At 63.9% G+C, this 13,060-nt stretch carries 12 protein-coding genes; 3 read left to right on the plus strand and 9 right to left on the minus strand.

All coding sequences use genetic code 11. From position 1 onward, the window contains the following. The first annotated feature begins 212 nt into the window (after positions 1 to 212). The 3 genes from NVV77_RS01475 to NVV77_RS01485 are packed head-to-tail and all read left to right on the plus strand — an operon-like array spanning position 213 to position 2,261. The gene (locus NVV77_RS01475) at positions 213 to 1,361 is read left to right on the plus strand and encodes a hypothetical protein (protein WP_295410014.1); all 1,149 of its coding nucleotides are present in this window, start codon (positions 213 to 215) and stop codon (positions 1,359 to 1,361) included. A gap of 50 nt (positions 1,362 to 1,411) precedes the next feature. Continuing rightward, positions 1,412 to 1,612 carry a hypothetical protein gene (locus NVV77_RS01480; protein WP_295410016.1) on the plus strand — a complete coding sequence of 67 codons (201 nt, stop codon included), beginning with the start codon at positions 1,412 to 1,414 and terminating at the stop codon, positions 1,610 to 1,612. Continuing rightward, positions 1,605 to 2,261 carry a response regulator transcription factor gene (locus NVV77_RS01485; protein ID WP_295410018.1) on the plus strand — a complete coding sequence of 219 codons (657 nt, stop codon included), beginning with the start codon at positions 1,605 to 1,607 and terminating at the stop codon, positions 2,259 to 2,261. The genes NVV77_RS01480 and NVV77_RS01485 overlap by 8 nt, the downstream gene beginning before the upstream one ends. 20 nt (positions 2,262 to 2,281) lie before the next feature. Here the strand turns inward: NVV77_RS01485 and NVV77_RS01490 are convergent, their stop codons facing one another. The 9 genes from NVV77_RS01490 to recJ all read right to left on the minus strand — a co-directional run bounded on the left by NVV77_RS01490 (position 2,282) and on the right by recJ (position 12,990). Continuing rightward, positions 2,282 to 3,271: a GlxA family transcriptional regulator gene (locus NVV77_RS01490; RefSeq protein WP_295410020.1), complete on the minus strand. Its 990-nt coding sequence runs from the start codon at positions 3,269 to 3,271 to the stop codon at positions 2,282 to 2,284. Then, positions 3,268 to 3,831, minus strand: a complete 564-nt coding sequence (locus NVV77_RS01495) for an isochorismatase family protein (RefSeq protein ID WP_295410022.1) — start codon at positions 3,829 to 3,831, stop codon at positions 3,268 to 3,270. Before NVV77_RS01495 ends, NVV77_RS01490 begins: the two co-directional genes overlap by 4 nt. Before the next feature lie 36 nt (positions 3,832 to 3,867). Further along, positions 3,868 to 5,208 (minus strand): DNA polymerase IV, encoded by a 1,341-nt coding sequence (gene dinB, locus NVV77_RS01500; protein ID WP_295410024.1) that lies wholly within the window; start codon positions 5,206 to 5,208, stop codon positions 3,868 to 3,870. Positions 5,209 to 5,403: 195 nt separating this feature from the next. Next, positions 5,404 to 6,216 carry an ABC transporter ATP-binding protein gene (locus NVV77_RS01505; protein ID WP_295410026.1) on the minus strand — a complete coding sequence of 271 codons (813 nt, stop codon included), beginning with the start codon at positions 6,214 to 6,216 and terminating at the stop codon, positions 5,404 to 5,406. Between the two features lie 11 nt (positions 6,217 to 6,227). Beyond that, positions 6,228 to 7,277, minus strand: coding sequence for an iron chelate uptake ABC transporter family permease subunit (locus tag NVV77_RS01510; protein WP_295410028.1), 1,050 nt, complete (start codon positions 7,275 to 7,277; stop codon positions 6,228 to 6,230). After that, a complete protein-coding gene (locus NVV77_RS01515) occupies positions 7,277 to 8,308 on the minus strand; it encodes an iron chelate uptake ABC transporter family permease subunit (protein ID WP_295410030.1) in 1,032 nt (343 codons plus the stop codon). Before NVV77_RS01515 ends, NVV77_RS01510 begins: the two co-directional genes overlap by 1 nt. Continuing rightward, positions 8,308 to 9,261 carry an ABC transporter substrate-binding protein gene (locus NVV77_RS01520; RefSeq protein WP_295410032.1) on the minus strand — a complete coding sequence of 318 codons (954 nt, stop codon included), beginning with the start codon at positions 9,259 to 9,261 and terminating at the stop codon, positions 8,308 to 8,310. The genes NVV77_RS01515 and NVV77_RS01520 overlap by 1 nt, the downstream gene beginning before the upstream one ends. Before the next feature lie 320 nt (positions 9,262 to 9,581). Further along, positions 9,582 to 10,817: a cyclopropane-fatty-acyl-phospholipid synthase family protein gene (locus tag NVV77_RS01525; protein ID WP_295410034.1), complete on the minus strand. Its 1,236-nt coding sequence runs from the start codon at positions 10,815 to 10,817 to the stop codon at positions 9,582 to 9,584. Between the two features lie 382 nt (positions 10,818 to 11,199). Then, positions 11,200 to 12,990 (minus strand): single-stranded-DNA-specific exonuclease RecJ, encoded by a 1,791-nt coding sequence (gene recJ / locus NVV77_RS01530; RefSeq protein WP_295410036.1) that lies wholly within the window; start codon positions 12,988 to 12,990, stop codon positions 11,200 to 11,202. Positions 12,991 to 13,060 lie beyond the last annotated feature (70 nt).

The following is a 13,060-nucleotide window of genomic DNA, read 5'->3' on the forward strand; positions in this document are numbered from 1 at the left end:
TATCGGCGCGGTTAGCGCGCGACTAGCCAAGTGGTTAGGGCCTTGGTCGAGCGTTTTTATCCACGACTCAAGAAGTTGCGTTGTTGAAGCCGAAATATTGGAGGATGGTAATTGTTCCGGCGCGTCATGTTTGCCGGAGAAGGACGGAGAGATCTGAAAGTGTTTTTGGGGAGTCTTCCGCTGCCATCGTCGCCCGCGGGGCGTATCGGGAAATGATCGGGCTCAGGCAGCATTTTCAGGGTGCTGTTCTGCGCTGGCGCGACCTTGAACTTGCGACGCAATATCTGATCGCCAGCGTGTCCATGGTGCTGCTGGTCAGTGCCGTTTCGGGCATGCTCATCAGCGCCGTTCTCAACCAAAGCGAGATCAACGAACGAACCCAGCAGACAGCCCTTTTTCTCGATGGGGTGTTTTCCACGATGTTGCAGGACGTGGCTGATGGAGGCGAAATTTCCCGCGACAATATTGCTCGCATGGATACCTTGATGGCCAAGGAGGATTTTCGGGATCGGTTCCCCTACCTCGAGGTTTGGCTGCCAAGCGGCGAAGTCGCCTATTCCAATTCGACCTTCCTGATCGGCCGCAAGTTCGCCCTGCCTATCGAAGCGCGCCATGCGTTTGAGGGACGAGTTACCTCTACATTTGCGGATCTGGGGGCGGAGGAGCACACGCTGCGCGAGCTGCAGGCGGGCCTGCTCGAGGTCTATGCACCCGTCCACAGGCTAGGCAGCGACGAGATCATTGCCGTGGTGGAAATCCACGAAACGACCGAAGCGCTCGAGCATTCGCTGACGAATACGACCCTGCTCGTCTGGTCATTCGTCGTGGCGGGCGCCTTGGCCGCGATCATCGTGCTTTTTGGCATCGTGCAAAGGGGCAGCCGGACCATTCAGGCGCAAAGGCACGATCTTGCCGAGCGATTGAAGGCTTCCCTGCATCTGCGGGCGCAGGTGGGGGAGGTGCAGGAGGCGCGCCGGCTTTCGGACAATGCCGCGCTGCTGGCTGAAAAACGCCTGAAACTGGCGAGCGCAGACCTCCACGATGGCCCATCGCAGCTCATCAACTTCGCTCTTCTCAAGGCGCAGGAGAGTGCCATCGCGAAAACGCCGGCCGAGCGCCAGCGCATATTGAACGCGATGCGCACCTCGCTGATCACCGCATTGTCGGAAATCCGGAGCATCAGCCACGGTCTCATTCTGCCCGATATCGCCAATCTGTCATTCGACGCGATCGTCGATCTCGCCATCGAGGCGCATGAGGCGCGCACCGGAGCGAGCGTCATTCGCAGGGGGAGTTCGGCCCGGCCAACGCGGGCCTCGAGACGCAGATTGCGCTCTATCGGATCGTGCAGGAGGGGCTGAACAACGCCTTCCGGCACTCCCAGGATTCGAGCGTCACTGTTTTGTGCGAAATGTCGGGGCAGCGTGCACGCATAGAACTGCGTAATGCGATTTCGACGGCGCGGCCGCGCGAGCCGCACGAATTGTCCGGCATGGGCCTCGATGGCCTCAAGGCGCGCGTGGAAATCCTCAATGGCACGTTCGCGGCGCGGCGGATCGGGGATGAATTTTCGCTTGATGTAAGCCTCGATATGGAGCGGCAAGATGACTGAGGTCACCACCGTCGTCTTTGTCGACGACCACGCCATTTTCCGCGCCGGGCTGGCCCAGGCGCTTGCCACTTCGGACAAGATCGAGGTGGTCGCCCAAGGAGGCAGCCCTGCCGATGCCATCGAGCTGGCAACCCGGCACCGGCCCGACATCCTGCTGCTCGACCTGTGGATGCAGCGCGCCAGCAGCGTGGGGCATATTCGTTCAATTCTCGATGCCAGTCCGGGCACCAAGGTCGTTATCCTGACGGCCTCCGAGGAAGGTGTCGACGTTGTCGCGGCCATGAGCGAGGGGGCGGCGGGTTTCGTTACCAAGGAAACATCGCCGGCCGACCTCATCGCCATCATCAACGACGTGCAGGGCGGGGAAACCTATCTTTCCACGCGATCGCTCGCCGGCTGGCTGACGACGCTCAACAACACGTCCAAGGCGGAAGCCGATCGCGACTCGGTCGCCGCACTCTCCGAGCAGGAGCGCGCCGTGTTGCGCTCTATCGCGATGGGCAGCAGCAATGGAGAGGTCGCCAAGCATCTGGGCATCAGCATAGCGACGGTGAAATATCACCTCGGCCGCATCTTCGTTAAGCTCGGGGTGCGCAACCGTGTGGAGGCAGCCGTATTTGCGCGCAGCATGTTTGAAGGGGAAGGCTGACCGGAGCTCCGGCGGGTGTTCTAGCTCAAGCGGCGAACGGCGCTGGGCGGGGTTTGGCTGATGCGGCTCCAGGCGCGGCGGAGCTGGCGGCTCGAATTGAAGCCGGCGCGCTCGGCGACGCGTTCGATATCGAGGCGGGTTTCGGTCAGCAATTGCTGGGCGAGGGCCACGCGGAGCTTGTTGAGATAGTCGGGGATGCTCATACCGGTGTGGTCGTTGAAGAGGCGGCTGAGGTGGCGCGGGCTCGCGATGGCGATGGGGGCGAGGATTTCGAGGGACCAATCGCGGGTGGGATCGGCGGTGATGGCGTCCTGAACGCGGTGAATCGCAGGATGGATGTGGTTTCGGCCTTCGAGCCAGGGGGATAGCTGCGGATCGGTGCCGGCGCGGCGGAGATAGACGACCAGTTGGCGGGCGACCGCGGCGGAGGTTGCGGGGCTGGTGAGGCGGCCGATGATGTGCAGCATCAGATCGATGCCGGCCGTGATGCCGGCGCTGGTATAGCGGTTGCCATCTTCGACATAGAGGCGGTTTTCCAGCACTTTTGCTGTTGGCGCCACGGCGGCTAGGTCGCCGCAATCGGAAAAATGGGTGGTGCAATTGACGCCGTCGAGAAGGCCTGCGCGGGCGGCGAGGAGAGCGCCGGAGCAGATCGAGACGAGAAGGGTTTCGGGCTGGACGATGCGGCGGAGCCAGGCGACGGCTTCGTCGGAGCCGGCGTTGAGCGGGTCCATGGGATGGCCCGCATCCATCGGCTCTTCGGTGTGACCGGAGAGGATGATCATGGCACCCTGCCCTATCGTCGCGGGCAAAGGCTCGATGCCGGAGACTTTCAGGCCGATGGAGGTCGTGACCTCAGGCAAGGCGCCCACATAGCGGACGTCGAATTGCACCTGATCCTGGGCGCGATTGGCGTAGCGCAGGGCCTCCACCGGGCCCGCGACGTCAAGAAGGAGCGTCCGCGCCGGCAGGACGACGTAAGTCGGAATGCGGCGCGGCGTTGATGTCATGCGGCGGCGGCCTTGGGTGCGCCAGCGAGGGCTTCGGCGATGGTGCAGACCCTGGCGAAGCGGCCATCGAGGACGGCGGCGGTGCGCGCCTTCAGCTCTTCGACAGTCCAGGTTTTGCCGGTGGCGTCGGTGAGCGGCATGGTGTGGGTGGCTTCGGTGACGTAGTCGACCTGCCAGCCGAGGTCGGAACCGTGGCGGGTGGTGGTTTCGCAGCACTGCTCGGTGCGGATGCCTGAAATCACGAGGCGGCGGATGCCGTTTTCGACGAGAAAGACTTCAAGTGGTGAGCCGACAAAGGCGGAATGGCGCTGCTTGATGAATTCGAGGTCGGGCTTGTCGAGCTTGAGATCGCTGATGGGCGTGACGAAGCCGGAGGCGATTGAGAAAATGCCTTCGGGCTCGCCGTGGAAGACGCGGACGATTTTCCAGCCTTTTGCCAGGGCGCCATCGATCAGTGCCTGCTGGTTCCGAAGATAGGTCGGGCTATCCACTTCGTGCCAATTGGCACGCTGGCGAAAACTTTCCTGGGCGTCGATGACGAGAAGAGCCGTATCGGTCATTTCTGGACACTCCGTTATGCGGGATATGACGCGATCCTAGGCTTTCTGTCGAGGATTTCGAGGCATGGGCGAGACGACTAGCGGACAAAAAAGGACAAGCGATTGCTTCCCCGTTCCTGCTAGCTCCGGCCAAGGTCCTTTTCGGCCAGCTCGCGAAAAGCGTCGGGGACGGAGCTTTTGCGCTCGAGGTGGGCGGCGGCGTAGCCGATGGAGTCGCGGCCGAAGCGAGTGCGGGCCTTGTCCATGGCGCGGTCGGCCGACCAGCGGGCGGCACCCCTGGCGGGAGCCGGGACGGCGCTTTTCGTCGTCGAGGCCGAGGGAGAGTTCGAGCTGGATCTGGCGCTGCTCCTCGATGTGCGAGACCGAGACGGCGAGCAGTGAGATCGTCCTTTCCTTGGGGTGGTCAGCGAGGGCCTGACGGACCAGTTCTTCGGCGATTTCTGCGACGATCAGGGTGGCCGAGACGGGCGCATCGAGCGTCATGGCGCGGGTGACGGCGCGCATATCGGCAAAGCGGACGCGGACGGTGATGGTGCGACCGGCGAGGGATTTTGCACGCAGGCGCGAGGTGACGCGATCGGCAAGGTGCTGCAGGACGGGTTTGAACACCGCTTCGGTAGCCGGCTGACGGCCTAGGGCGGATTGGGCGCCGGCGGAGCGGGCGCGATGCTCCCTGACAATGGCGCGGGTGTCGCGGTTCCAGGCGAGGTCGGAGAGCTTTTCGCCAGCGGCATCGCCGAGAAGGCCGCGGAGGGAGCGGCCGGGGGTGTTGGCAAGCTGGCCAATGGTGAGGATGCCTTCGGCCTTGAGCTTGCCTTCGGTGACAGGGCCGACGCCCCACATGAGGCCGACGGGCAGATCGTGGAGGAAGTCGAGTTCGGTGGCCGGATTGACGACGACCAGGCCATCGGGCTTGGCGACCTGGGAGGCGACCTTGGCGAGATGTTTTGTGCGGGCAACGCCGACCGAGATGGGCAGGCCAAGTTCGTCGCGGACGCGGCGGCGGACGGTTTCGGCGATTTCGCGCGGCGAGCCGAAGAGGTGGGTGCAGCCGGCGACGTCGGCGAAGGCTTCGTCGATGGAGATGCGTTCGATAAGGGGCGTGTAGTCTTCGAGGACGGCGATGGCTGCGTCGCCCAGGCGCTGGTACTGGTCGAAATTACCACGGACGAAGAGCAGGTGTGGGCAGAGTTCGCGCGCCTTGCGTCCGGACATGCCGCCGCGGACGCCGAAGGCCTTGGCTTCATAGGAGGCGGCGAGGACGACGCCACCACCCACGGCCATGGCCTTGCCGCGCAAGTCCGGGTTTAGAAGCTGCTCGACCGAGGCGTAGAAGGAATCGAGATCGGCGTGGAGGATCGTTGCTTCTGTCGACATGATGCCACCGGTCGCCAGCTTTTCTTTGTTCTCTATTTGTTCACTTGCAGGTTGAGAGTCAAGCTCGCTGAGAAAAAGCGAAAAAGGTTGGAACCGATCCGGAGGCGGCGCGTTGTGTCTAAATCGGAAAGCGGTAGAAAATATCGAAGACCGATAAACGGCCCCGAAGGCGAAAGCCTCCGGGGCTTTTTGCTGTCAGGCGACAGCCTTTTCCACGTGGTGGCGGCCGATGGGGACGATCATCGGGGTGTCGGAAATGGGATCGACGACGATGCGTGAGGTCATGCCGAAGACTTCGCGGACGACCGCTTCGGTCATGACGTCGACGGGGCGGCCTTCGGTGACGATCTTGCCGGATTTCATCGCGACGATGTGGTCGGCGTAGCGGCAGGCGAGGTTGAGGTCGTGGAGGACCACGACGACGGTGCGGCCACGCTCTTTCACCAGATCGGTAAGCAGATCAAGGACTTCGACCTGGTGGTTGATGTCGAGGAAGGTGGTCGGTTCGTCGAGGAGAAGAAGATCGGTCTGCTGGGCGAGGGCCATGGCGATCCAGACGCGCTGACGCTGGCCGCCGGAGAGTTCGTCGACGGGACGATCGGCAAGCTCGCCCATATCGGTGGCACCGAGGGCCTCGGCGACGGCGGCGTCGTCTTCCGGGGTCCAGCGGCGGAACCAGCCTTGGTGCGGATAGCGGCCGCGGCCGACAAGGTCAGCGACGGTGATGGCGTCGGGGGCGATGGGGGACTGGGGGAGGACGCCAAGAAGGGTTGCGACTTCGCGGGTCGGCATCTGGTGGATGGGCTTGCCATCGAGATAGGCGGCGCCCTTTGTGGGCGTGAGCAGGCGAGCGAGGCCGCGCAAGAGGGTGGACTTGCCGCAGGCATTGGCGCCGACGATGACGGTGAGCTTGCCGGCGGGAACGTTGAGATTGAGATCGGAGACGATTTCGCGGTCGGCATAGCCGAGGTGCAGACCGGCGGCCATGAGCTGGTGGTTTTGCGTCATGTTCGTCTCCTTCAATTCACCCGGCCGGAACGGCCGGAGACGACGAGCAGCCACAGTAGAAAGACTGCGCCGAAGCCGCCGGTGACGACACCGGTCGGCAATTGCATGTTTGGCAAGGCGTGTTGCGCCAGAAGGTCCGATACCAGCATGACCAGGGCGCCGACGAGGCCGGCCTGGGGAATGCCGCGCCCTGCCCCGCCCATCAGGCGGCGGGCGATGGGGCCGGAGACGAAGGCGACGAAGCCGACGGGACCGACTGCGGCCGTGGCGAAGGCGGCGAGGGCTACGCCCGCTATCATGAGGCCCAAGCGGGTTTGCTCGACGCGAGTGCCGAGGGCGTGGGCGGTGTCGTCGCCCAGTTCCAGGCCATCGAGGCCGCGGACGAGGATGATCAGCAAAGGCAGGGTGACGACGAGCATGGCCGCGAGGACGATGGAATCGCCGGGGCGCGCGGCATTCAAGCTGCCGACGAGCCAGGCCATGGCCTGTTGCACTTCGAAAAGGCGGGCGCGGGTAAAGAGATAGGAGATGACGGCGCTGAGCATGGCGGCGGCGCCGATGCCGATCAGCACGACGCGATAGGCGGTGACGCCATTGCGCCAGGCGAGGATGTAGATGGCAAAGGCCGTGAGCAGAGCCCCGGCGAATGCGCCGAGGGAAACGGCGAGGCCGGTCCAGCCCAGGACAATGATGCAGAAAACAGCAGCGGCGCTGGCGCCGTGGGCGATGCCGATAATATCGGGACTTGCCAAGGGGTTACGCAGAAGCGTTTGGAAAATGATTCCGGAGAGGCCGAAGGCGGCGCCGGACAGGAGCGCCAGGAAGAGACGCGGCACGCGGACCTGCAGGACGATGAAATCGACGCCCTTGTTGGTGAGGCCGGTCAGCGGGGAGAAGAGCGAACGGATGATCTCTTCGGGCGGCACCGGGAAATCGCCGAGGGTGAGCGCGGCAGCGCTGGCGAGGACCAGGGCGAGGACGAGGCCGAGGGTGACGCGACGGCTTTTGCTTTCGCGCTGGCGGCGGACGCCTGCGATGTAGCTGGTGTCGATTGCGGTCATCAGAGGGCCGCCAATTTGCGGCGCCGGACCAGCGCGATGAAGAAGGGCGCGCCGATGAAGGCGGTGACGATGCCGACCTGCACTTCGCCGGGCGGGGCGATGATACGGCCTATGACGTCGGCGCCGAGGAGCAGGATGGGCGCCATCAGCATGGAATAGGGCAGGATCCAGCGATAGCCGGGGCCGGTGATGGCGCGGGCGACGTGGGGGACGGTGAGGCCGACAAAGGCGATGGGGCCCGCAGCGGCGACAGCGGAGCCGGCGAGAACGACGGAGGCGAGGCCGGCAAGGCCGCGGGAGAGGCCGATGCGCTGGCCGAGGGAACGGGCGACGTCGTCGCCCATGCTGAGGCCATCGAGGAGGCGGGCCGTGGCGAGGGCGAGCACGGTGCCTGCGAGAATGAAAGGGCTGACCTGAAGGGCGATTTCCATGGAGCGGCCGGCCAGCGAACCGACCTGCCAGAAGCGCACCTCATCGAGCGTGCGCGGGCTGGTGAGCAGGATGGCGTTGATGATCGCCTGCATGACCGCGGTCATGGCGGCGCCGGCAAGGGCCAGCTTGATGGGTGTGGAGCCTTCGCGGCCGAGCGAGGCTACGGCATAGACGACCAGCATTGCGGCGCCGGCACCAATGAAGGCGAGCCAGACATAGGCCGTCAGTTGGGTGATGCCGAAAACGGAAACACCGAGGACGACGAAGAGGGCGGCGCCGGAATTGATGCCGAGGATGGACGGATCGGCCAGCGGGTTGCGCGTGGCGCCCTGGAGGACCGCGCCGGCAAGGCCGAGGGCGGCGCCGACGAGGACGCCGACGACCGTGCGCGGCAGGCGCAGGTCCCAGATGATGCGGTGTTCGGTCGAATTGGGATCGTAGGAAACGAGCGCGGACCAAACCATGTCGATGGGGATGGGCCGCGCGCCGGTTGCCATTGAAAGCAGGACGATGGCGAAGAGCGCCGCGCCCAAAAGGGCGAGACCGAGGCCGAGCGTTGCCGCCCGGCCCGCTTTCCTATTCGCCTGCTCCACTGGCATCAGGGGGTGAGATCGGCATTGGCCGCGTTGATGGCCGTGGTCAGTTCGGTGAGCGCGGCGGCGTAGTGGGTGTAGTTACGCAGCCAGAAAGCCGGCCATTCGGCGACCTGACCGGCCTTGGCGCCAGGATTGAGCGTCCAGGTGGGCTGGGCCAGCGCCGTCTTCATGGTGGCGGGCGAGCGGTTGTCGACGAGGATCAGATCGGCCGGGTATTTGTCGGCGTTTTCCCAGCTGACAGTCTCAAAATAGTTGTTGCCGGCGGCGTCGACGCCTTCGGGTTCGACGAGGTCGAGGCCCCAGGACTGCATATCGAGCAGCTCGGCGGCGCCAGCAGGATCGGCAACATAGAGTGCGTCGTCGCCGGCATAGACGGCGAGAACTTTCAGGCCCGACTTGGCTGCGATGGCGGATTTGAAATCGGCCAAGGCGTTTTCGAAGGCGGTCTTTTCGGCAGCAATGGAGGGCTGGGCGAGATCGGCGCCGAGGCTGGCGGCGAGAGTTTCATAGTCCTCGATCATGCCCAGGATGGAATCGCCGGCCGAAACACCGGTGATGGGAGCGAGCTGGGTCAGCAGCGTGACCACATCTTCGCCGCCCGACCAGGTGGCGTTGCGATCCCACCATTCGGCAAGGACGAGATCGGGATTGAGGGCGGCGGCCTTTTCGATATCGACCTCGCCCCAGGCCTGGCCGATGATTTCGATGCCGGTGAGATCGAGACCCTGCAGAGCCTTGGCGTCGGCAACCGGACCATCGGCATAGATGCCAACGGGGCGAATACCGAGCGGAATGAGGCCAGCGGCGGCATCCTGGCTGGCGATAATGCGCTGCGGGGCGGCGTCGAGCGTGACCGTCTGGCCTGAGCCATCAGTGTAAGTCCAGGGTTCGGCATGAGCCGCGGCGGACAGTGCAAGTGACGACAGGGCTGCGAGAGCGAAGGCGCGAAGGGTCATGGGCTCACCTGGTTGCAAAGTGAGCGTTTTTTGCCTCGGTAATATTGAATGGTCAAGTCAAGTTTATAGGGTGCAGGGCGGTGGTGGAACGCCGCTGAAGGCGGGGACGTCGTATATGGACCTTGGCCATTGAGCATGCCAGCACCCCTCCCATCCTCCCCCGTCAAGGGAGAGGTGCTGCATCGAGTGTGGGGCCAGACCTGTACAAAAACACCAGCCCCCCTTGCGGGGAGGGATGGAGGGGTGTCGCGGCAAAATCCCCGCTTTCGCGGGGATGACGTTGTGGAGGAGAAGAGGTCGAGGAAGGGGTGAGCCCAGCCTCACGCAGGACGGCGGTACTGGTAGATGCCGACGTCGATGGAGCCTTCGGTGAAACCGGCTTCGCAATAGCTGAGATAGTAGACCCATTTGCGCTTGAAGGTTTCATCGTAGCCGAGCGGAGCGATCATGGGCCAGCGTTCGAGGAAGCGGTCGCGCCAGAGTTTTAGAGTTTTGGCGTAGGACAGGCGAAAGGTCTCGACGTTTTCGAGAACCAAGCCGTATTTTTCGCCGAATTCGCGCATCACCGTCTTGGTCAGCAGCATCCCGCCGGGGAAGATGTAGCGCTGGATAAAGTCGGGGCCGCTGCGGTAGCCGTCGAAATCGGCCTCGTTGATGGTGATGGCCTGGATGGCGGCGGTGCCGCCGGGCTTCAGGCGATCATGAATGGTCTGGAAGTAGCTCGGCCAATTGTCCTCGCCCACCGCCTCGATCATCTCGATGGAGCCGATGTGGTCGAACTGACCTTCGGTGTGGCGATAGTCTTCGAAGACGAGCTTTGCGTACTTGTCGAGATCCTGACGCGCCAGGCGGTCCTGGCCGTATTTGAGTTGTTCGGCGGAAAGGGTAATGCCGCGCAGGTTGGCCTGATAGTCGCGCGCGACGGTTTCGGCAAAGCCACCCCAGCCGCAGCCGATCTCCAGCACGGAGGAGCCGGGCGTGACGCCGGCCATGTCGGCGACGCGGCGATATTTTGCCACCTGCGCTTCTTCGAGGCTCTGATCGCCGGAGGTGAAAAGCGCCGAGGAATAGGTCATCGAAGGGTCGAGCCACTGGCCGTAGAAGTCGTTGCCGAGGTCGTAGTGCTCGGCGATGTTCTTCTTGGAGCCTTCGAGCGTGTTGCGGCGCGACAGGTGATAGTGCAAGTCCGTGGCGGCGCGGCGGAAGAAGCCCTTGTTGGCGCTCTCGAACATGTCGCGGTTTTGCAGGAAAAAGCGGAACAGCGCGGTGAGATCGTCGACCTCGATGTCGCCATTCATATAGGCGGCGGCAAAGCCGACCGTGCCGCGGCGCATGGCCTCGGTGATGACCCTAAAATTGTTGAGCCGCAGGACGGCGTGCTCGCCCGTCTTGGTATTGCCCATGGTCCGCGTACGGCCATTGGGCAGAATGACGGTCACGGCCCCGAATTTGGGATGGCCGATCAGGGCAAAGCCGATCTTTTCGACGAGAAAGGAGGCAAAACGCGTCCAGGGCGTTGCGCCAGTATTGGAGTGGTCTACCGCTGTCTTACTCATTGCGCCGCTACATCCAACCATCGTGATGCGGGCCGGAGCGAGCCAGGCAAATTGCACAGCTTCGGCCGCGGAGGCATCCCCTTGAGCCGAAGCAGTAGTGCTTCCCAGTGGATGCATATCAATAGTTTAACGGGCATTAACGGATATGCAAGCAGCAGTTTGATGCCCGATGCCGGCCCGACAAAGCGCGGCAAGCTGGGATCGAAACGCTTCACAAAATGGCTGAAAAAATGATTCCGGGAACCGAACCAAGCGGCTGAAAAGCCTGGCCTCCCGGTGTTACTGAAAGCACTGGATAAAGCACGCACGAAAGAGTTCCCCACATAGTCTCATATTCGACTACGAGGCGAATAACGCATTGGATCTGGATTGAGTTTCCTCGCTACCGCGGAATCCGCGCGATATCCGTGAGCCGGAACTGGACCTGTTCGCGGCCCTGATAGTGATCGAGCGAGAGGCTGCCGGCAAAATGCAGGGGCTGATCGCTATCGCGCAGCAGGATATCGCCGAGAGGCGTGCCGGCGGCGCGGAAGGCAATGGCTTTCAGCTTGGCGCCGTCGTCTGACGACAGGGTGAAACTGACATGGCCGCCCTTGCCGACGACCTGGGCAAAACGCGCCCGATGGGACGGGAAGGCGAAGACCGGGCCCGGATTGCCGGCGCCGAAGGGGCCGGCGCGTTCGATATTGTGGAGGAGGTCGACGGTGGCGCCGCGGGCCGTGAGGGCGGCATCGACCTTGAGGGCGGAGGCGGCGCGGGCCGTCGTGACGCTGCCGCTGAGTCGGTCGGAGATGAAGGAGCGGAAGGGGCCGAGATCGCCCGGGCGAAGGGTGACGCCGGCAGCCATGGCGTGGCCACCGCCCTTGGGGATCAAACCGGCCTCGACGGCGGCGATGACGGCGCTGCCGAGATCGACCCCGGGCATGGAGCGGCCGGAACCGGTACCGGTGCCATCGGGGTGGAGGGCGATGGCGAAGGCGGGACGATCAAAGCGCTCTTTTAAGCGCGCGGCGACCAGGCCAACCACGCCGGGATGCCAATTGGCAGAGGCCAGAACGAGAATGGGAGGCCCCTCGCCTGCCCCGATTTCGGCAGCGGCGACGGATGTAGCTTCTTCGACGGCTTCGACTTCGATGCGTTGGCGTTCGGTGTTCAGCTCATCGAGCTTTGCCGCGATGACGAGGGCCTGGTGCTCGTCGTCGAGCGCAAGGAGTTGGGTACCGAGGGCGGCATTGCCGATGCGGCCGCCGGCATTGATGCGCGGGCCGATGAGAAACCCCAGATGATAGGGATTGAGCGGGCCACTGACGCGCGAAGCGAGGGCCAGAGCGGCCATGCCGTGGTTGTCGCCGCGGCGGGCGACTTCGAGGCCGCGCAGGACGAAAGCACGGTTGAGGCCGACCAGGGGCACGACGTCGCAGACGGTGCCCAGGGCGACGATGTCGAGCAATTTCAAAAGGTCCGGCAGACCGGTATCGCCGCGCTGGCGCAGGGCGCGGTTTACGGCGACCAGAACCATGAAGGTGACGCCGGCAGCACAAAGATAGCCGAGGCCGGAAATGTCGTCGGGGCGATTGGGATTGACCAGGGCCGTGGCGGGGGGAAGGTCGTGGTCGGAGAGGTGGTGGTCGATGACGAGCACATCGACGCCGCGGGAGCGGGCGTGTGCGATTGGGCCATCGCTGGTGGTGCCGCAGTCGAGCGTGATGATGAGCGAGGCGCCGGCATCGATCAGCTTGTCCATGGCGGCGATGTTGGGGCCGTAGCCCTCAAAAATGCGATCGGGGATATGGACCTGCGGGGTCAGGCCGAAATGGGCGAGGTAGCGCACCATGAGGGCGCAGGAGCTGGCGCCGTCCACGTCATAATCGCCGAAGAGGGCGATGGATTCATTGTCGGCGATGGCGCGGGCGAGACGGTCGGAGAGATCATCCATGGCCGTCAGCGTCGAGGGATCGGGCATCAGGTTGCGGATGGTGGGCTCGAGATAGGCCTGTGCGGAATCGATGTCGACGCCCCTGCCCGCAAGAATTCGCGCCAGGATGTCCGAAATGCCGGCACGCTGCGCGATGGCCGTGGCCATGCGCGCGCCCGCGACGTCGAGCCTGTCGACCCAGGCGCGGCCAAGGACCGACTGAGTGACGTCAAGAAAATTGCGGCGCGTTTCCAGCATGGGCTGGTGTTAGGCGATTTAGTGCAGAGGGGAAAGGGGTTGCCGCGTGTTGTGTGTGCATGCTTGTTGC

The sequence above is a fragment of the Devosia sp. genome (assembly GCF_024707125.1).
In the GTDB taxonomy this organism is placed as follows: domain Bacteria; phylum Pseudomonadota; class Alphaproteobacteria; order Rhizobiales; family Devosiaceae; genus Devosia.